The sequence below is a fragment of the Advenella mimigardefordensis DPN7 genome (assembly GCF_000521505.1).
In the GTDB taxonomy this organism is placed as follows: domain Bacteria; phylum Pseudomonadota; class Gammaproteobacteria; order Burkholderiales; family Burkholderiaceae_B; genus Advenella; species Advenella mimigardefordensis.
The window spans coordinates 1,307,451-1,328,053 of record NZ_CP003915.1 but is presented as its reverse complement, the minus strand read 5'-3'; the positions used below and the strand labels follow the sequence as shown (position 1 = coordinate 1,328,053).

Sequence of the window (20,603 nt, the reverse complement as noted above, 5' to 3'; positions counted from 1 at the left end):
AAATACTTTTAAATATACTGTTGTATTCTATTGTACACAAATATTTTCTCCTGTGCTTAAGCATGACCAAATTAACCGCAGAACACCACAATTGCGTTATGCTGTGCAAAAGCACTTGCAGCAAGGAATCATTCATGGCCAAATCCAAACCCTCCCCCGCTACCCAGCGCTCCGATGCCGATTCGGAACAAGCCAACGATCGCGGCGTCACATTAAGCGATCAGGCATACAGCTATATTGTCCAGTCGCTGGAAAACGGCACCCTGCCGCCCGGCACGCGCTTGCGTGAAACTGAGCTGGCCGCTGATATCGGCTTGAGCCGCACACCCATTCGTGAAGCACTGAACCGCCTGATGTCCGAAGGACTGGTAAGCAACGATCCCAAGCGTGGGCTGATCATTACCGAACTGGACCAGAACATGGTGGGCGAGCTATACGAGATGCGCCGGGTGCTGGAAAGCACGGCTGCCGCGCTGGCGGCTCGCCACGCCACAGACGTTGAAATCGCGGTCTTAAGGCAGATCATCGATCGGGATGAGACACTGAACGATCCCGCCGCCCTGTCCTATAACAACCGGCTGTTTCATCAGACTCTGTATCAATGTGCCCATAATCGCTACCTGCTCAAAACCTTGCAGGTGCTGCAAAATGCCATGTTGTTGCTGGGCAAAAGCACCCTGGCCGAAAGCGGACGCCCATCAACGGCACGCGAAGAACATGCGCAAATTATCAATGCCCTGGAGCAACGCGATCCGGATAAGGCGCAGGAAGTATCCAGCCGGCATATCAGCGAGGCTTATAAAGTCCGGCTGAGTCGCTTCCTGCTTGATCGCGAGTAATCAGTCTGCACGCGCGCCCGATGATTTGACCGCCGCACCCCAGGCGTTGATTTGCGCCTGAATAAAAGCGCCGAATTCATCCGGTGTCATTTTGGCGGCCCTGGCCCCTTCGTTCGCCAGCTTGCTTTTGACATCCTCGCTGTTCAGCGCCTTGCTGGCGGCCTGATACAGAGCATCGATCACCGGTTGCGGCGTTTTGGCAGGTGCTACCAGACCATGCCAGGAAACGGCTTCAAATCCAGGCACGCCCGCTTCAGCAACCGTGGGCAACTCAGGCAATGCATCGGAGCGTTCGGCCGACGATACGGCAAGGCCTTTGATGGACCCGGCCTTGATGTGACTGATCGCCCCGGGGATGGTGGTAAACATGAAATCAATCTGCCCGCCGATCAGTGCACTGATCACCGGCGCACCACCCTTGAACGGCACATGCACCAGATCCAGATGCTCCGCATCCTTAAGCATGACGCCGGCCAGATGACCGGGCGTACCGCTACCGGCCGAGCCCATATTGGTTTTGCCGGGATTGTCCTTCATAAATTGAAGCAGGTCCTTAAGACTGTTCATCTGCTTGTGCGCAGCTCCCACCACCAGTACGTTGGGCACGGTGGCAAACAGCGTGACCGGCGCGAAATCCTTGATGGCGTCGTAGTTCAGTTTCCGGTACAAGGTGGGATTAATGCCATGGGTACTGGCTGTTGCCAGCAATAAGGTATAGCCGTCGGGTTTGGCATTGGCCACCGTCTGTGCAGCAATCGCACCATTGCCACCCCCTTTATTTTCTACAACGATGGATTGCCCCAGATCTTTTGACATGGCAGCCGCCATGGTTCTGGCCAGAATATCCGAAGAACCACCGGCAGGATGCGGGACAACCAGACGGATAGGCTGATCGGGATAAGCTGCGTGCACGGTTAGCGGACTCGCGGCCAACAGGACCGCGAGCATACAGGGTTTAAAAAAAGTCATGGGATCGTCTCCTGAGATTGAAATTCCGTTTAAATATACTATTGAATACAACAGAATACAATAATAGACAACACCTATAAGCAAGATTGACGCGCAATGACGAATACCCTGCGACACCCCGTAAAGCGAGTGGCAAGGTCACAATGTGCGAATAAATAAAGGCGATCAGCCTGCCGGCGCAGATTTGTCGGCGTGCCCTTCAGCCCGGCCAGACTGGTCAAAATGCGCAACCAGAAAATCAATGAATGCCCGGGTGCGGGCGGGAAGATTGCGCTGGCTGGGATAGTAAACGTATAAGTCTGCATCCGGCAGCGTAAAGTCAGGCAGGACGACCCGGAGTCGACCGCTTTCCAGATATTTAGCCAGATCCCATTCGGATCGGATCAGGATGCCGTGCCCATCCAATGCCCAGCCAAGCACAATATCCCCATCGTTGCTCGACAGCATCCCGTGGACTTTCACCACCTCACTGTGATCGTGATGGGCAAACCGCCAAATACCATAAGCATCGTCGTTCTGCCGGTGAATAATGCAGCGATGCTGTGCCAGATCGGCCAGGCTTGCGGGCGTGCCATGACGCTCCAGGTATAGCGGCGATGCACAAAGAAAACGCCGATTGGATAGAATTCGTCGGGCATTGAGGCGTTTATCCGGCAAGGCGCCAAAACGAATCGCCAGATCAAAACCATTTTCCACCAGGTCTACCGGCCTGTCCGTCACTTCCATTTGCACCTCAACCTGCGGATATCGCCTGGTAAACCCGGACACCAATGGCGCGACCGTGGTCCGACCAAACCCCAGTGTCGCGTTGATCCGCAGCAGCCCGCGCGGTTTGCGGCTGGACGAAATGATGTCCTCCATATCCACGATATCGCCCAGTATCCGGGCCGCGTGCTGGCGATAGGTTTCACCTTCGCTGGTCAGGCTGAAGCTGCGCGTTGTGCGATTCACCAGTCGCACCCCCAGCCGCTTTTCCAGCAACGCCAGGCGCCTGGTCGCCGCCGGCGGCGTCACATTCAGCGCTCTTGCAGCTGCAGCCAGATTGCCATACCTGGCCAGTATCACCATAAACTCCAGGTCCGAAATCATTATTCTGTTCACTATGGGTAAATAGATTATTAATTATAAGTGAATTATCAGGCACCATTTCAGTCGTAATCTTGAGGCCTGTCCAGAACACCACAACAACATATCCAGACCTCAGGAACCGTAATGAAAATCGTTGAAATTCGCGAAAAAACACTGCCCATCAGTTCGCCTATTCGAAATGCCTATATTGATTTTTCCAAAATGACGCTCAGTCTCGTCGCGGTAATCACAGATGTAATTCGTGATGGCAAGCCGGTTGTCGGCTACGGCTTCAACTCCAATGGCCGATACGGCCAGGGCACGCTGATGCGGGAGCGCTTTATCCCCAGGATTATGCAGGCTGACCCGGCTACGCTGATCGATGATTCGGGCAACAACCTGGACCCGCATAAAATCTGGGCCACCATGTTCTCGAACGAAAAGCCAGGCGGACATGGTGAACGCTCTGTGGCCATCGGCACGATCGACATGGCCATTTGGGATGCCGTTGCAAAAATAGAAGGTAAACCGCTGTTCCAGTTGCTGGCTGATCGCTATGGCAACGGGCAGCCGGACCGTCGGGTTTTTGTGTACGCGGCAGGTGGGTATTATTACCCAGGCCAGGATCATGAAAAACTCAAGGATGAAATGCGCAGCTATATTGATCGCGGCTACACCGTGGTCAAGAAAAAAATCGGCGGTGCCTCGCTGGATGAGGACCTGCGCCGGATCGACTCCATTCTGAGTGTGCTGCAGGACGGGCAAAAACTGGCGGTAGACGCAAACGGCCGGTTTGATTTGGACACTGCCATCGCTTACGCAAAGGCCCTGAGCCAGTACGATCTGTTCTGGTACGAGGAGCCCGGCGATCCACTGGATTTTGAACTGCAGGCGGCACTACGAAATTACTATCCAAACCCCATGGCCACCGGTGAGGACCTGTTCTCCATGCAGGATGCGCGCAACCTGATTCGCTACGGCGGCATGCGTGCCGACCGCGACTGGCTGCAATTCGATTGTGCGCTGAGTTACGGCCTGGTTGAATACCTGCGCACTCTGGAGATGCTGCATGAACATGGCTGGTCGCGCGCACGCTGCATCCCGCATGGCGGCCACCAGATGTCATTGAATATTGCCGCGGGCCTGGGTCTGGGTGGCAACGAATCCTACCCCGATCTCTTCCAGCCTTTCGGCGGCTTCCCCGATACCGTGAAAGTGGAGCACGGCTTCATCACTATGCCGGATCTGCCGGGCATCGGCTTCGAAGGCAAGGCTGACCTGTATCAGGTCATGCAGCAATTATCAGCGTAACGCGCAGCACCCCCCATAACGATAGAGAGGAGACAGCACAATGCATAACCCTGCAACACGAATCAAATTCGGCTTCACCCTGCTGGCGGGCTTGTTTACCGCAACCGCAAGCACGACCGCTCTGGCAGCGTATCCCGAAAAAAGTATCACGATTGTGGTGCCATTCTCGGCAGGCGGGCCTTCCGATAAAATTGCACGCGATGTTGCCGAGGCACTGCGGGAACCTATGGGGCAACCTATCGTGATCGAAAACCGCCTTGGTGCAGGCGGCACGATTGGTACGGCCCGGGTTGCCAGAGCCAAAAATGACGGCTATACATTACTGGTCCATCACATAGGGCTGGCTACCGCACACGCGCTATACAAAGATCCCGGTTACAAGATAGACGATCTTGAGTTTCTGGGTCTGATCAACGAGGCCCCATCGACATTGATTGGCAAACCCGGCTTAGCCGCCAACGATTTTGCGCAACTGAAACAATACATCGCTGAGAAAGATAATGCCATCAATCTGGCCAATGCGGGTGTTGGTTCCGCATCGCATCTGTGCAGCCTGATGCTGCAAAGCGAACTGAACAGCCACATGACTTTTGTTCCCTACAAAGGCACTGCCCCGGCAATGACCGACCTGATGGGTGGGCAAATCGATATCATGTGCGAACAGGCAACCAACAGCATTCCTCAAATAGAAAGCAAAAAGGTCAGAGTGTATGGCGTGAGCAGCATGAAACGCATGAACCTCCCTACCCTGGCGTCGGTGCCAACGCTGGACGAAGCGGGGCTGTCGGGTTTCAATTTCAGCGTCTGGCATGGGCTGTATGCGCCCAAGGGCACACCGAAACCAGTGGTAGACAAGATCAACGCCGCGCTGCGTATCGCACTGAAAAACCCCGAGCTGATCAAGCGCCAGGAAGCATTGGGAATTTCAATTGTGAATGACGACAGGCTATCGCCCGAGGGCCACAAGGCATTCTTTGAAAAAGAAGCGGCTCGCTGGTCGGCGGTGATAAAAAAGGCCGGCATTCAGCCGGAATAGCATCAGCGCTCCATACCCATTCAGCTTCGGGTATAAAAAAACCCGCATGATATAAACCGTGCGGGTTTTTCAAACCAACGAATACGTTAGTTCATATTACATGTTTTCGATCATAACCTGACCAAAGCCGGAGCAGCTCACCTGAGTTGCGCCCTCAAGCAGACGGGCAAAGTCATAAGTCACTTTTTTGGACAGAATGGATTTTTCCATTGAAGAGATGATCAGATCAGCCGCTTCAGTCCAGCCCATGTGACGCAGCATCATTTCTGCAGACAGGATTTCTGAACCTGGGTTCACGTAATCTTTACCTGCATATTTAGGCGCTGTACCGTGAGTGGCTTCGAACATGGCAACAGAGTCGGACAGGTTGGCACCGGGAGCGATACCAATACCACCCACCTGAGCGGCCAGAGCGTCGGAAACATAGTCACCGTTCAGGTTCAATGTAGCGATCACAGAGTACTCGGCTGGGCGCAACAGAATTTGCTGCAGGAACGCGTCGGCGATGGAATCCTTGATGATGATTTCCTTGCCTGTACGTGGATTCTTGATTTTGCTCCATGGGCCGCCATCGATCAGCTCGGCGCCGAATTCTTTCTGTGCCACTTCGTAGGCCCAGTCACGGAAGCCACCTTCGGTGAACTTCATGATGTTGCCTTTATGAACGATGGTCACGCTTGGCTTGTCGTTGTCGATTGCGTACTGAATAGCCTTGCGCACCAGACGTTGCGTACCTTCGCGTGATACAGGTTTCACACCGATACCGGAAGTCTGAGGGAAACGGATTTTTTTAACACCGAGTTCGTTCTGCAGGAAAGCGATCAGTTTCTTGGCCTGGTCAGATTCAGCTTCGAATTCGATACCGGCGTAGATGTCTTCAGAGTTCTCGCGGAAAATAACCATATCGGTTTTCTCTGGCTCACGAACAGGTGAAGGAACACCTTTGAAGTAACGTACAGGACGCAGGCAGACGTACAGGTCCAGTTGCTGACGCAGCGCGACGTTCAGTGAACGGATACCGCCACCAACCGGTGTCGTCAGCGGGCCTTTGATAGAAACAACGTAATCCTTAACGGCTTCCAGTGTTTCTTCTGGCAGCCAGACGTCGGAACCGTATACTTTTGTGGATTTCTCACCAGCGTAGATTTCCATCCAGTGAATTTTGCGTTTACCGCCGTATGCTTTTTCGACCGCAGCATCTACCACCTTGAGCATTACAGGCGTGATATCTGCACCGGTGCCGTCACCTTCGATAAAGGGAACAATCGGCTGATCTGGAACATTCAGAGAAAAGTCGGCGTTAACCGTGATTTTTTCGCCCGATGAAGGGACTTTGATGTGCTGGTAAGACATGCTGGCTCCGTAACCCACAAGTAAAAAACATGAAGACAATCGTTGGATAAACGAGTCTTATATAAGACTTATTAGTTTAACTGAAAAACGGCTGTTTTGCGGGGGAAATTCCCTACGTCCAAACAAAATATGATATGGACCCGCTTTCGTCCTCTTTCATCCAACCAGGGCCTCCGCCTGCCGCTCTGTCTTGTGCTCACGCGTGCCGCCAGTGGCGGCATTATTTGCCTGCTGCTGGTGCTGTTGCCAGTTCTGTGCCGGTGAACCAATCCAGCTGCTGCCCGCAGGAATCGACTCACCCTTCATCACCGTGGTTAAAGGGCCGATCAGCGCGCCCTGCCCCACCGTACTTCCATACAGAATGGTGCTGCGCGCCCGCAGATTGACCCCGTCCTCTATATGTACCTGCCCGATTTTCATGACACGATCCTCGAACAAATGGGTTTGCGGGCCGGACAAACCGTTAAGTTCGGCATAATCGCCGATATGGACACAATCGAACTCGGTCATATCGGTGGTGTCCAGATACACCCCTTTGCCGATACGAGCCCCCAGCACACGCATCAATAGCGGCAAAAAGGCCGTTCCCCGAAGATAATCAAGAAAGTGAGAGACGGCCATCGATTCATAGACATTCGTGATCGCCTCGCTGACCCAGACATACAGCGACCACATGGGCGCGGAGGTGGGTCGATAGCGCCGCAGCAAAAGCCATTTGAGCAGCACGACCATAACAAAGGAACTGATCCCATACCACAACCCATCGCGCATCAGCGCCGGCACCGATTGCATGACAGAAACGATAGATTCATACCGAACCACGTCATAAACAATCAGGTAGCCGGCACAAATAGTAAATGACATCGGCAACACAATCCGCAGCGATTCCACAAACGCCCGCCCCAGACGGCGTCTCATGGAGGGTCGGAAGGTGGATTGCTCGTCGAAGCGGGTCATCATTTCCCGGGCTGGCAGAATGATAGGAGGGGAACCGAACCAGGTGTCTCCCGGTTTCATCTGCTCGCTTTCGGGCGCCCGCGTTTGCACACCGATCAGAACGTTGGGCGCGACCACGGTGCCATCAGGCACATAGGCACCATTACCGATAAAGCTCCGGTGGCCGATGACCGTATTGCGAATGGTCATCCAGCCGCCATCCACTTCGTCATCCCCCAGCATAACAGCATCGGCAATAAACGCATCATCGCCCAGCGTAAGCATATTGGGTGCCGCCCCCATGATGGTTGAAATTTCGGCGTTTTTACCAATACGGGCGCCCAGCAGACGATACCAGGACGAGGCAAAAACCGTTGCATACACACCATGCAGGGTATGCAGGCTGGCCGCCTGAATCTGGTTGATCAGCCATTTGCGATAATACAGCGAGCTATAGATCGAGTAGCGTCCTGGCTGCATTTTGGGCAAGGCCAGCCAGCGTACCAGCGCCGAGAGCAGCGCGGTAAACAGAATCAGCACGAAAGATGCCGGAATAGCGATCAGGAAGTAATTGACTCCCGATAGCAGGAAATTGTCATAATCAAAATTAGGATCCACCAGATCGATGAAGATAAAGGTCGGAAACAGCGGCGTGAAGAAAAGCAAAGCAATAAACAGGCTGCCCAGCGAATAGAAAAGCCATTCAAACGCAATACGACCCGCGCCGGGTACGGGCCGGGGCGGCAAGCTGGAACGGGTATGGCTGGCAATCATTCGCGAAGGCGAGCCCTCCCAGATCTGGCCGGCGCCAATGTGCTGCCCGTCGTAAAGCGACGACAAGCCGTTTAATCTGCCGTCCTGGGCAATAGCGGTATTGCCTTCCAGCACACAGTAGGAGCCAACGTAAGCATTTTTCCCGAGATGAATGGTTCCCAGCACCAGTTCCCCGTTCTGCACCCGGGCATTTTCAATATGAACATCAGCACCAACACTGGCACCGTCCTCGATCGTCAGCATGGACGGCACGCGAACCGTCATGGAACTGAGCATGACTTCGCGCCCGATACGCGCGCCCATGCAGCGTAAATAAGCAGCGTAAATGCGCGTGCCGGCAATCAGATAAAGCGGCGCCACATTGGCCAGCCGATCTGACAACCACCACCGAAAAAACGTCACTCCCCACAAGGGGTAACGCCCCGGCCTGATCCCTGCGGTCAGCAATTGTCGGCCAACAATAGCCAGTACAAAGCTAAGCAGATAGACCACGATAAAAACCACAAATGACATACCGATGGCATACCAGGTGCTGTCGGCCATTTCACCTGTGAGATTGTGGTAAGTAAAAAACGGCGCAAGCCACTGCATGATAGACAGCGTGATCAAAAATGGCACGGCAGCAAACTGTGCCAGACCACATACAAACCGGCGCCGCCAGGTATTGGCCGGTGGCGGTGAAAATAGCGTTTGTGATGGTGCATCCGTTTGTTGCGTATCGGCGCGTTGCATGCAGTCGGCGATGGCCTGTACGCTGCGCTTCTGATACACATCCTGTACCGTTAGTGCTGCATAACGGGGGACTGCGCGAACACGCGATACCAATTGCGCGGCCAGCAGAGAATGGCCACCCATATCCGAGAAAAAATCCGCCTGCAAGTGGATACCCTGTCCGGGAAAGAGCGAACGCAATATGTCAAACAACGCTTTTTGCGCATCGTTTTCGGGCTCGTCCGACTCCTGCCCGGCATCTGGCCAGGTATGAACGGGCATCTGCGCCAGAGATTTGCGATCAATTTTGCCGGATACCAGACGCGGCACACTGTCGGTGTATTCAAAAAAAGCCGGGATCATATAGGCTGGCAGACGTGTTTTCAGAATATTGCGCAGATTCGCACTGGATGCGAGTAGTTTTTCCTGTCCGGGCTCCGGCACGATCCACGCCACCAACTGATCCACACCCGCGATCGGACACACCAGAACAGCAGCCGTTGCCACGCCCGTTTGTTCGGCCAGCGCCGCTTCAATTTCACCAAGCTCCACCCGAAAGCCGCGGATCTTGATCTGATCGTCCACCCGTCCCAGGCATTCAATGGTTCCCCCCGGCAGTATGCGCGCCAGGTCACCGGTCCGATACAGGTGCGCCTCCTGCTCTCCTTCGGCAAAAGGGTTGTCCAGAAACTTCTCTGCCGTCAGATCGGCACGCCCAAGATAGCCATGCGCGACGCCAGGGCCAAAAATACACAGCTCTCCTACTTCGTTGACTGGCAGCAACTGCTGCTGCGCATCAAGCACCGCCAGGCCGTAATTGGGCAACGGCGTGCCAATGGTCACCGGCTTGTGGATCGACAACTGCTCCAGCGTCGCCGAGACCGTCGCTTCTGTCGGACCATAGGTATTGAAAAGACGAATACGCCCATTATCCAGCTTGGCAACCAGGGCATCCGGACACATTTCGCCGCCCATATTGATGAGCCGCAGGCTCTCCGGGACCTCGGCAAACATGGCCAGCAACGTTGGTACCGCGTGCAGCACCGTCACACCGGATTTCTGCAGGATAGCCGGCAGTCCGACCGGATCGGCGGCGACCTCTTTGGGCGCAATCCACAAGCTGGCACCGGACAGCCAGGCAATCCAGATTTCTTCAAACGACATATCAAAGGCGACGGAAAACCCCTGATACACAAGGTCAAAATGCGCAATGCCCAGGATATGATTCTCGCTGCGCAGGAACGGACAGATATTGTCGTGACGAATCGCAATGCCTTTGGGCTTGCCTGTGGATCCCGATGTATAGATCAGATAGGCCGGGTCAGATGGCAACACTCCCTGGCGTCGCAGCATGTGCTGGCTGGCCGGGACAGTCAGTTCCTTGGGATGCCACTGTGCGATCGCCCTACCCGCAACAGCCGCAGCGGTATCTTGTTTCTCGGTAATAATACCGCGCGCACCGGCATCTTCAAGACAAACCGCTACACGCTCCAGAGGGGTGTCTATATCAAAAGGAAGCCAGGCTGCCCCCGCTTTTGTGATGGCCAGCTGCGCAATCAGCAGTTGGCTGCCGCGCCTGAGCCACAAACCGATGATGTCACCGGGGGCGACGCCATCGGATAACAAATGATGGGCCATGAGGTCAGCCCTGTCGTTCACTTCTCTATACGTAAGCCGTAGCGGGCCGTCAATAAGACAGGTATGGTCAGGATAGGTGGCTGCCGAGGTTTCAAAAATATCGGCCAGTGTTTCGTTCTGCAGGAACTGCGGCATACAGGGTCCGCGCAAAATCGACAGATGGGGAGTAAACACGTAGGGTTCCTTGCGCCTGGGCAATCAGATAGCATTAAAACCGTCCCCATCTTGCGACCACCCATGGAACAGCCATGGTATGATGAGGTATCAATAAGTGACAGCAATTATGAAGAATCAGAACTGACGGGCCACTTAAAAAGCCTCCGGCATGGTCGGCGCGCTTGCGTCACCTGTTTCCGCCTGTTTCATCGTGTATTTTTTTGTCATACCACCGCGCGCTCGTACGACACCGTTTTTTTATTACCCTATTTGTATGTTCAATCCATCCCGCGATCAGGTTCGCCAGTTTTTTACCGAAACCTGGGCCAAACATCGTCAGCATAAAATCCTTACGCCAATGGAGTCCATGGCGCTCACCTGGATTTTGCAGCACCCGGAGTATCATGAGGCACTCGAAAACCCGGATGCCGCCCAGCAGGAATTTTCGGTAGAAAAAGGACAGGTCAACCCGTTTTTGCATTTATCTATGCATCTGGCCATCAACGAACAGGTGTCCATCGACCATCCGCCAGGCATCCGCAGCATCTACGAGCAACTGGCTGCACGTACGGATGAACATCACGCCATGCATGAAATCATGGAGTGCCTGGGCCAGGTCATCTGGGAATCACAGCGCCTGGGCAAACCGCTGGATACCGATCATTATCTGGAACTGCTGCGCCAGCACTCCACCCGACATTGAACAGGCCGATGCAGGGCTAAGCAGCCGATCCCTCTACAGCGCTTCTCTACTGCACTTCTCTACTGCGCTACTGCATAACGCAAAAGCGACCCTCCCTGCCCCCCCGCCGTCAGGGCGAAAAAAAACCGGAACAGTTCGTCCGGTTCTTTTACGGGTTACGCCAGCATATAGCCGGCACTGCCCTTAGCACAAGTGCAATATGCCGATCGTCATGACGGCATGACTGCGCTGATTATTTGCGATTGTGGGACAGCGGGCCTGGCTGAGCAGAAAGCCATGCTGCGATATTAACGATATCGGCGGCACCCAGTTTCTTGATTTCGTTGCCCATAATCGGATTTTTGCGAATATTGGCCGAATTAGGCGCATTGCTTATGCCACGCTGGTATGCAGTCAATGCATGAACCAGATAGTCGTCATGCTGACCTGCCAGGACCGGGTACATTGGCGCAATGGTTTTGTCGCCGGCGGCGCCGTGACAGGCCACACAACCGTTTTTCTCAAATGCTGCCTTGCCGGCAGCCAGATCTGCCGCCTGGGCAGATGCCATACCCACGAGTGCACATACAGCACCTGACAATAAAATAGAGACGCGTTTCATATCGGTTCCCGGATTATTTTACTTGAGAGAAATAGGCGGCAATATCCAGCATATCCTGATCAGACAGGCTTTTTGCGATCGCGACCATGGAAGGGAATGTGCGGGCACCGGATTTGTATTCTTTCAATGCAGCAACGATGTAATCCGCATTCTGGCCCGAAATCTTTGGAACCCGATAAACTTCGGGAAAGCTGGCGCGGTATTCAGGAATGCCGTGACAGCCGATACACATAGAGATTTTACCCTTGGCTGCCTCTATGTCTCCTTTAGGAGCAGCGGCCTGCTGGGCAAATGCCTGACTAAAGAGGGCACAGGGAACCACAACGGCGAGCGCAGCAACTGAGCGCTTGAAAGCGGATAACTTCATATTTTGCTCTTTTGTTAGCGAATGTCGATAATGAACGTACCGCAAGACTGCCAGCGGGTCGGATCAGCTTTAAAGCTTCCGATTGTACGACATAATTGATCCAGATTAGGTTAGTATTGAAGTTCTTATGCTCAAATCATCCCTATTTTGTTGCAGAATTGAAATGAAAGCCAGCCAATCCACATCGAATCCAAGCCGCTTTGCCGGCACTGAACGTTATGTTGCGACCGAAGATCTCAAACTTGCAGTCAATGCCGCGCTCACATTGCAGCGGCCATTGCTGATCAAAGGCGAGCCGGGTACGGGTAAAACCATGCTGGCCGAAGAAGTGGCCGAAGCGCTGGGCTATCCTCTACTGCAATGGCATGTGAAATCCACCACCAAGGCGCACCAGGGCCTGTACGAGTACGATGCGGTCTCGCGCCTGCGCGACTCCCAGCTGGGTGACGAACGGGTTCGCGACATTGCCAACTACATCCGCAAGGGCGTATTGTGGCGTGCCTTCGAATCGGATGTGCCTACCGTGGTGCTGATTGATGAAATCGACAAGGCCGATATCGAATTTCCCAACGATCTGCTGCGCGAACTGGATCAGATGGAATTTCATGTGTACGAAACCGGCCAAACCATTCGCGCCGTCCATCGTCCGCTGGTCATTATTACGTCAAACAATGAAAAGGAATTGCCCGACGCCTTTTTACGTCGCTGCTTTTTCCACTACATCCAGTTCCCCGACCGAGATACGCTGCGCGAAATCGTCAAAGTCCACTACCCGGAGGTTAAAACCGATATTCTGCGCGCCGCAATGGATCACTTTTTTATGCTGCGTGATGCGCCGGGCCTGAAGAAAAAACCATCTACATCGGAGTTTCTGGACTGGCTGGCCCTGTTGCTGGCTGAAGATATTGACGCAGCGCGCATTGACGCCCATGCGGCCACCTCCGTGCCCGTGATGGCCGGTGCGCTGCTCAAAAACGAGCAGGACATCAGCCTGCTGGAACGCCTGTCGGGCCTGGCCCGCCAGACGCGGCGCTAAACGGGCGCGCTGGTTGCGGGGTGACACGCCATCATGTTCATCGACTTTTTCTATCACCTGAAAAACCACAAGATTCCGGTCTCGGTCAAGGAATACCTGACCCTGCTCGAAGTCCTGCGCGAGCGCGTCATGCCGCCGTCCCTGGACGACTTCTATCATCTTGCGCGCCTCACGCTGGTCAAGGACGAAACCCTGTTCGACCGCTTTGACCAGGCCTTCGGCCTGTTTGTGAAAAACCTGCCCGCCACCCTGCCAGCCGGACCCGACATTCCGCTGGACTGGCTGATCAGTCAAATGCAGAAGAACCTGACGCCCGAAGAAAAAGCGGCGCTGGAAAAGCATGGCTGGGACAAACTCATGGAAATGTTCAAGGAGCGCCTGCAGGAACAAAAAGAACGTCACGCCGGCGGCAGTAAATGGGTGGGCACCGGCGGTACGTCACCTTTCGGCAATAGCGGCTACCACCCTGAGGGCATTCGCGTTGGCGGTCCGTCTGCCGGCAACCGGACAGCGGTCAAGGTATGGGAAGAACGGCGCTTTCGGGAATATGACGACCAACAGGAACTGGGTACACGCAACTTCAAGGTAGCGCTGCGCCGCCTGCGCCGCTTTGCCCGCGAAGGTGCCGCAGAAGAGCTGGATCTGGACGATACCATTCGCAGCACGGCGCGCAACGCCGGTTTTCTTGATGTAAAGATGGTGCCGGAACGGCATAATGCGGTCAATGTACTCATGCTGCTGGACGTCGGCGGGAGCATGGATGATCATATTGCACGCGTTGAGGAACTATTTTCAGCCTCGCGCAGCGAGTTTCGCAATCTCGAAGTATGGTATTTTCACAACTGCCCTTATGAGCGTTTCTGGCGCTATGACGCGGGCGGACGTCGTGTCTATACCGACACCTGGGAACTGCTGCGCACCTACAATACCAACTGGCGTGTCATTTTCGTGGGCGATGCGACCATGAGCCCATACGAGATCGTACACCCCGGCGGCTCGGTAGAACATTACAACAAGGAAGCCGGCGCCGTATGGCTGGCCCGTATTCTGGATGCCTGGCCCAAGGCCGTCTGGCTTAATCCTGAACCTCAGGCCTACTGGCAGTATCGGCAATCCATTGATGTCATTCGCAATATCATGCAGAACCATATGTACCCGGTCACCATGACGGGTATTGAAGCAGCCATGCGGCAATTGTCTAAATAATGCTTTCCTGTACCGTAATGCTTTTCTGTTCCGGCAAGCGTAGACGGGCAGGTTTATTTGTGATGACCGTATCGCCGCCGGCACACGGCGAATCGGGAAAAACGGGCCGCCTGTTTATTCGCGCCGCCTTTTCAATCTACGCCCAGAATCACCGTGTCGGGGTCGATATGCACCATAATCTCATCCCCCTTGCGTAAGGGCTGTGCCTGGTTCTGTCCCGCCATCGTGACCACGTGCACATCGGGGGCAATCTGAACTTCAAGCTCCTGCTGATCGCGCAACCGCCGACTGCGGCGAACTTGCCCGCAAAACACATTCGCCTGCGCGCCCTGCTGCTGAGCCAGACGGATTGCGGGCGCTTTGATGAGCAGGTAAACAGCCACGCCTTTTTTCAAACCCAGGGCCAGCGTACTGGCATGTGTAATATTGACGCTCAGTTGCAGTGATTCGTGCAATTGAACGCTGATAACATCACGAATACCGCCACGTGCTATTGCCGTAACCACGCCCTGCAGGTGGTTGCGTGCGCTGGTTTTTCTCAGGGGCAAGGGACGTGCCGCCAGATCGGCAACGGCATCAAGCGCGACATCGGGTTCAACTGCATGGTCCTGTTGCCTGCGCAGCTGTTCATAATAGTGCAGCAGTGCCTGGCCCTTGTCACTGAGCTGGGTTCTACCCCCCCCACGCCCACCCTTAGCAGCGATAATCACAGCCTGACCAAGACGCGTCTGCAAATTACGCAAGCGGTCCCAGGCGGTTTTATAAGTAACGCCGGCAGCCCTGGCCGCAGCGGTAATGGAACCCAGGCGCTGCACATGGCCCAGCAATTGCAGATCGCGCTCATCGGCCAGTTCATGCTGTTCCAGACCAAAACCGATAGCCGTACGCACATTCAGCCGCGGACCTGAACCAGTTGATGGCCCCGCCGCAGCGCCCGGCGGGTCTTCCGGGCTTGTAATGTCGGCTTTTTCAGCCCCTGCCATTCGTGCGCCGGCAGCGCCTGCCATGGAATGCGTACCCTGTTTGCTCATACGGTCTCCCGCTCCCGAATACTGCCATTATGCACATGCAGCACCAGATCGCCAAAGATTTCCACATCACTGGGATCGTGAGTCACCAGAATGAGAGGAAATTGCAGTTGTGATTGCAATTGACTGATTTCCTGACGTAAATGCTGACGCAAATGCGTATCCAGCGCAGCGAAAGGTTCGTCCAGCAACAACAGGCGCGGACGGCTGGCCAGCGCCCGGGCCAGCGCCACGCGCTGCTTCTGGCCACCCGACAGTTGTTCCGGATAGCGACCCGCGTACGCACTCATATGCATTTTATCCAGCCAGTAATCGGTTTCTTCCCGCCAGGCATTGCGTGCAGGATTGAACAGCCCTTTGGTCAGGCTGAATGCGACGTTCTGCCGCACGGTTAAATGGGGAAACAGGGCGTAATCCTGAAACAGATACGAAACCTGCCTCTCCTGCGACGACATGCTGATGCCGGCCGCAGAATCGAACAAGATGTCATCATTAAGGACGATTTTTCCTTCATCGGGCGCGACCAGCCCTGCCAGGGCACGCAAGGTCATGCTCTTACCCGCCCCCGAGGAGCCCTGTATCACGATGCGGCGGGCCGACGCAGAAAACGCCACATCCAGCGTAAATCCATGGTGCCGGTGCTGCAGTTTTTTACGGAGCGATACGTCAAGCTGAAAAGACGTCATGAATACATTCCCGCCATTCATTTGCAATGGGTTACGCCACAAGGGTTAATTCGGGATGCCAGGATCATTGCAACTCCATTCGGCGTGGCGCCAGATAACGGGCAGCGAACAGAATGATGACACATACAATTGAAATAACCACCACAATGAAATTGGCTTGCGCCTCTGCCCCTGCCTGCACGGCCGCGTACACGGCAATAGAGAGCGTCTGCGTTTTGCCGGGAATATTACCGGCAATCATCAGGGTCGCACCGAATTCTCCCAGGGCCCGCGCAAATGCCAGCAGCAGGCCGGCAAGAATACCGCGCCACGCCAGAGGCAATGTCACTCTCAGGAACAGCGCAAATTCGGACAAGCCAAGTACGCGGGCCGCATCTTCGTAATTTCTGTCAATGCTCTCGAATGCAGCCCGGGCCGGCTTGAACACCAGCGGGAACGATACCACAGCAGCGGCCACGACCGCGCCCTGCCAGGTGAAAATTAACTGTATGCCAAACCATTGATCCAGGTATTGCCCCAGCCAGCCATAGCGCCCGAGCAAAACGATCAGATAATACCCGAGAATGGTAGGTGGCAGCACCATGGGCAGCGTCAGTACCGTATCCAGCAGATCACGGCCGGGAAACGAACGTCGCGCCAGCAACCAGCCCATGCCGATGCCCAGCACAACATTGATGAGGATAGCAAAACCGGCAACCTTCAGGGAAATGAGCAAGGGAATCCAGACAGGTTCCATGAGTAATTCAATTTAGAGTGACAAGAAAAACTACTGCGGTGACGACGCCGGGCATCGCCTCATGCGTTAAGAGCGCATACGCATGGCCAGGCGCAATGGAAGCGAAAAAGCGCAACAAGCGCACCAGGTGCGGCAGGGGACACAAAGGCAGCAGGCCGGCGCCTGCTCTTTCAGCCTTGTGCGCCCCGCTGCAATTGAACCCCAGATCAGGGTTTCCTGAATCCGGCTTTAGAGAAGATTTCCTGAGCCTGATCCGAATCCAGAAACTCAACAAACGAACGGGCCTCGGCAGCGTTTGGCGACGTTTTGATGACGGCTACCGGATAGCTCACAACCGTATCGATTGGCAAAGACTGAACAACCCTGACCTTGTCGCTGCGTACAGCCGCATCGGTAGCATAAACGAATCCGGCCTGCACTTCACCGCGTGAGACATAATCCAGTACCTGGCGTACGTTTTCAGCAAAAATGAACTTGGGCGTTAATTTTTCCCACTGGCCGCTTTTTTCCAGACCTTCCTCGGTGTAGCGTCCTACCGGTACACTGGCAACGCTGCCCACTGCAATTTTACTTACCGCAGGCGATTTAAGGCTTTGCAGGTCTTTAACCTCTCCATTCGATGACGATGGCGTAATCAACACAACCTCATTGCGAACGAAATTTTTGCGGGTGGCTTCGTCCAGCAAGCCAGCCTTGGCTGCGTCGTTCATGGTTTTCTGATCAGCAGATGCGAACACGTCAACCGGGGCGCCCTGACGAATCTGCTGCAACAGAGCGCCTGAAGCGGCAAAGTTATACTGGATGGTGGTATCCGGATGCGCCTTTTTATAGGCGGCGGCAACATCGTTAAAGACATTGGTCAGGCTGGCGGCAGCGGAGACTGTGAGCGTGCCTGCCTGAGCGGCGAAAGAGACAACAGAGAGAACCAGGCCGGCGCCCAGCGCACGTACCAGCGCGTTGCTGCGAAGAGATTTTTGTTTCATGACTTCCTGCAGAATAATAGGGTTAAGACAACACGGGACGGCTCCACATGAACTTGGCAACAACAGGAAGTCGATTCCGATATATAAGTAATTATATATCGGAATCCAATGATGTCTACTCCTGTGACAAATCATGTCACAGGAGAACAGCAGCAATCCCTTTGAAAGGTCAACGCCTGCAAGTGAACGCGGCCCTGCCAGCAAATCCGATTCACCGCAGGCAAACACCTGCGCAACCGGCACCCTACCCCGCGGCTGTCAGCCAGGCGCAAACCGGTTTATCCAGCGTTGGCGCGCTGTACCGCCTCGGCCCATTTGCGAGCCACTTCTCTTGCGGTCGCGCAGGTGGCATCGTGTGTCGCCACGCGCACTGCCCGCTCCAGCAATTGGATATCTGCTTCGTGCTGACGGGCCACATGCGGATCTTCGAAAAAAATAACGCGCTGGCATTTTCTATCCAGCACCAAATCGGCAATCTGCGCGTCACCACCCAGAGGGCCGCTTAAATAGCGGTCCACCCAGGGCTTGTCTTCTGGCCAGCCCTTGGACCACGCCAGTTCGTTCAGCAAACCGCCCGTCGTACCGGTGGCAACGCGGCGCTCGAACAGCGAGAGAATGTCGAAATACTGCGAGGCATAAGCGACCATTTCTGCTTTGAGCGCATCGTGGGAAATCAGCGCCAGGGTCTGACCACGGATTACCTCGGCCGACAGGCAGTCTGAGAGCGGGTCCCGCCCGGCCATGACACGTTCCACTTCCATCCATTCAATCGCCCCCGCGACCGTTGAAATAAATGGCTTGCCGTGGGTAATACACTGGCGTTTCAGCGCGAGTGCCTCGGGAAAAATGGACGAAGGATCGACCGGATCGATAAGATAAATGGCACCATCCAGCGTAATGGGTGTGGCTTCGTGAATGGTGACGCGTGATACCAGCTTCATCAAGCCGCCTTCGCGCCCGTACGGATAGCGAATATTTTTCCGGTAACCCGACAGAAAGCCTTCACGCTGAATCGCGTCATAAGTCCGACCAACGGTGTGCAGTTCGATATCCAGCTCGCGGATCGTCTCGGATGATGCTTTGAGCCAGGTAAACAGACCTGCATCCGGCGTTGCATGATGCAGGCGATTGGCGGCCAGCGCAAAACGAAGACTGCTTGTTGATGACATATGACATACTCCCCGAGATTGAACGTAGCAAACACGCGATAGTGCAAAAAAAATGCACGTAGTGATACGTGCATTCTAAATAGGAACGGGTGCCTGGACAGGCATGTTCAGTGATCAGCTGAAAAAATCTTTCACTCTGTCAGTCCAGGACTTATTCTTTGGGGAATGGCGATCGCCTCCATCGTTAAGCGACGTCTCGAACTGCCGCAGCAGATCCTTTTGTTCGTCACTCAGGCGGATTGGAGTTTCGACAACCACATGGCAATACAAGTCACCTGGATAGGATGCCCGTACGCCTTTAATGCCCTTGCCTCGCAAACGGAAAACCTTGCCGGTCTGTGTTCCTTCAGGCACTGTTATCTCGCCTTTACCGCCCAATGTGGGCACTTCCAGGTCGCCGCCGAGCGTTGCCGTCACAAACGGCAGCGGCACTTCGCAGTGCAGATCGTCGCCGTCGCGTTTGAATATGCTGTGCTCCTTAATGGAAATTTCAACATACAAATCGCCCGCGGGGCCACCGTTAACACCGGGCTCACCGTTACCGCCAGAGCGAATACGCATTCCGTCGTCGATACCGGCAGGAATTTTGACCTGCAGGGTTTTGTTCTTGCGCTTGCGGCCTACGCCGTCACATGCCGTGCATGGCTCCTTGATTTCCTTGCCGGTGCCGTGGCAGGTCGGGCAGGTTTGCTGGACGCTGAAAAAGCCCTGCTGCATACGCACTGCGCCCGCACCATGGCAGGTGTGGCAGGTGGTAGGCTCGGTGCCCGGTTTAGCGCCGGAACCGTGACAGACATCACAGTTTTCCCAGCTGGGCACACGAATCTCGGTTTCCATTCCCTTGGCAGCCTGCTCAAGGGTAATATCCAGCCGATAGCGCAGATCGGCGCCGCGGAATACTTGCGGGCCACCGCCACGCCGTCCGCCGCCACCACCGAAGATGTCGCCGAAAATGTCACCAAAGACATCGCCAAAGCCGGCACCGCCGGCGCCCCCCATGCCTGCGTTGGGATCGACGCCCGCATGACCATAGCGGTCATACGCATCGCGTTTTTGCGGGTCGGACAGCATTTCGTAGGCTTCTTTGGCTTCCTTGAATTTTTCCTCGGCCTCTTTGCTGTCCGGATTGCGATCCGGGTGATACTTCATGGCGAGTTTGCGATATGCCTTCTTGATATCCTCGTCCGAAGCATTCTTGGCCAGACCCAGGGCTTCGTAATAATCACGTTTTGCCATCTGTTATACGCCTTTAGATTTCTTCTCTAATATAAAAAACAATACCCGGCCCTGTCATTTT

The 20,603-nt window shown here is 54.8% G+C and carries 18 protein-coding genes; 6 read left to right on the top strand and 12 right to left on the bottom strand.

The genetic code is table 11. The features are described 5' to 3' along the window. Positions 1-134 precede the first annotated feature (134 nt). Positions 135-839, top strand: coding sequence for a GntR family transcriptional regulator (locus MIM_RS06215; protein WP_025371899.1), 705 nt, complete (start codon positions 135-137; stop codon positions 837-839). On the opposite strand, the gene MIM_RS06210 is transcribed toward MIM_RS06215, so the two are convergent. Together MIM_RS06210 and MIM_RS06205 are read right to left on the bottom strand one after the other, a co-directional pair. Continuing rightward, on the bottom strand, positions 840-1,808 hold the full coding sequence (locus MIM_RS06210; protein ID WP_025371898.1) for a Bug family tripartite tricarboxylate transporter substrate binding protein: 969 nt from the start codon (positions 1,806-1,808) through the stop codon (positions 840-842). Positions 1,809-1,973: 165 nt separating this feature from the next. Then, the gene (locus tag MIM_RS06205) at positions 1,974-2,897 is read right to left on the bottom strand and encodes a LysR family transcriptional regulator (RefSeq protein ID WP_042070032.1); all 924 of its coding nucleotides are present in this window, start codon (positions 2,895-2,897) and stop codon (positions 1,974-1,976) included. 123 nt (positions 2,898-3,020) lie between these two features. On the opposite strand from MIM_RS06205, the gene MIM_RS06200 reads away from it, so the two are divergent. Further along, the gene (locus MIM_RS06200; protein WP_025371896.1) at positions 3,021-4,187 is read left to right on the top strand and encodes a mandelate racemase/muconate lactonizing enzyme family protein; all 1,167 of its coding nucleotides are present in this window, start codon (positions 3,021-3,023) and stop codon (positions 4,185-4,187) included. 40 nt (positions 4,188-4,227) lie between these two features. After that, the gene (locus MIM_RS06195) at positions 4,228-5,223 is read left to right on the top strand and encodes a tripartite tricarboxylate transporter substrate-binding protein (protein WP_025371895.1); all 996 of its coding nucleotides are present in this window, start codon (positions 4,228-4,230) and stop codon (positions 5,221-5,223) included. Between the two features lie 96 nt (positions 5,224-5,319). Here MIM_RS06195 and icd read toward each other — a convergent pair whose 3' ends face one another. Together icd and MIM_RS06185 are read right to left on the bottom strand one after the other, a co-directional pair. Next, positions 5,320-6,576: an NADP-dependent isocitrate dehydrogenase gene (icd, locus tag MIM_RS06190; protein ID WP_025371894.1), complete on the bottom strand. Its 1,257-nt coding sequence runs from the start codon at positions 6,574-6,576 to the stop codon at positions 5,320-5,322. Positions 6,577-6,732: 156 nt separating this feature from the next. Then, positions 6,733-10,809, bottom strand: a complete 4,077-nt coding sequence (locus MIM_RS06185; protein ID WP_025371893.1) for a Pls/PosA family non-ribosomal peptide synthetase — start codon at positions 10,807-10,809, stop codon at positions 6,733-6,735. 256 nt (positions 10,810-11,065) lie between these two features. On the opposite strand from MIM_RS06185, the gene MIM_RS06180 reads away from it, so the two are divergent. Beyond that, positions 11,066-11,494, top strand: coding sequence for a DUF1841 family protein (locus MIM_RS06180; RefSeq protein WP_025371892.1), 429 nt, complete (start codon positions 11,066-11,068; stop codon positions 11,492-11,494). Positions 11,495-11,726: 232 nt separating this feature from the next. On the opposite strand, the gene MIM_RS06175 is transcribed toward MIM_RS06180, so the two are convergent. Together MIM_RS06175 and MIM_RS06170 are read right to left on the bottom strand one after the other, a co-directional pair. Continuing rightward, positions 11,727-12,095, bottom strand: coding sequence for a c-type cytochrome (locus MIM_RS06175; RefSeq protein WP_025371891.1), 369 nt, complete (start codon positions 12,093-12,095; stop codon positions 11,727-11,729). A 13-nt stretch (positions 12,096-12,108) separates the two neighbouring features. Continuing rightward, positions 12,109-12,462 (bottom strand): c-type cytochrome, encoded by a 354-nt coding sequence (locus tag MIM_RS06170; protein ID WP_025371890.1) that lies wholly within the window; start codon positions 12,460-12,462, stop codon positions 12,109-12,111. Positions 12,463-12,625: 163 nt separating this feature from the next. Between MIM_RS06170 and MIM_RS06165 the strand changes: the two genes are divergently transcribed. Continuing rightward, entirely contained in the window at positions 12,626-13,498 is an 873-nt protein-coding gene (locus MIM_RS06165) for an AAA family ATPase (RefSeq protein WP_025371889.1), read from the top strand. 33 nt (positions 13,499-13,531) lie between these two features. Beyond that, a complete protein-coding gene (locus MIM_RS06160; RefSeq protein WP_025371888.1) occupies positions 13,532-14,704 on the top strand; it encodes a vWA domain-containing protein in 1,173 nt (390 codons plus the stop codon). A 131-nt stretch (positions 14,705-14,835) separates the two neighbouring features. Here MIM_RS06160 and MIM_RS06155 read toward each other — a convergent pair whose 3' ends face one another. The 6 genes from MIM_RS06155 to dnaJ form a co-directional block, all read right to left on the bottom strand. Continuing rightward, entirely contained in the window at positions 14,836-15,735 is a 900-nt protein-coding gene (locus MIM_RS06155; protein ID WP_025371887.1) for a TOBE domain-containing protein, read from the bottom strand. Beyond that, positions 15,732-16,418 carry a sulfate/molybdate ABC transporter ATP-binding protein gene (locus MIM_RS06150; protein ID WP_025371886.1) on the bottom strand — a complete coding sequence of 229 codons (687 nt, stop codon included), beginning with the start codon at positions 16,416-16,418 and terminating at the stop codon, positions 15,732-15,734. Before MIM_RS06150 ends, MIM_RS06155 begins: the two co-directional genes overlap by 4 nt. A gap of 64 nt (positions 16,419-16,482) precedes the next feature. Beyond that, complete coding sequence (modB, locus tag MIM_RS06145; RefSeq protein WP_025371885.1) at positions 16,483-17,154, bottom strand: molybdate ABC transporter permease subunit; 672 nt, start codon at positions 17,152-17,154, stop codon at positions 16,483-16,485. Positions 17,155-17,360: 206 nt separating this feature from the next. Beyond that, complete coding sequence (gene modA, locus MIM_RS06140) at positions 17,361-18,137, bottom strand: molybdate ABC transporter substrate-binding protein (RefSeq protein WP_025371884.1); 777 nt, start codon at positions 18,135-18,137, stop codon at positions 17,361-17,363. Positions 18,138-18,415: 278 nt separating this feature from the next. Beyond that, positions 18,416-19,306, bottom strand: a complete 891-nt coding sequence (locus MIM_RS06135; RefSeq protein ID WP_025371883.1) for a methylglyoxal synthase — start codon at positions 19,304-19,306, stop codon at positions 18,416-18,418. 114 nt (positions 19,307-19,420) lie between these two features. Continuing rightward, positions 19,421-20,542, bottom strand: coding sequence for a molecular chaperone DnaJ (gene dnaJ / locus MIM_RS06130; RefSeq protein ID WP_025371882.1), 1,122 nt, complete (start codon positions 20,540-20,542; stop codon positions 19,421-19,423). Between the last annotated feature and the right edge of the window lie 61 nt (positions 20,543-20,603).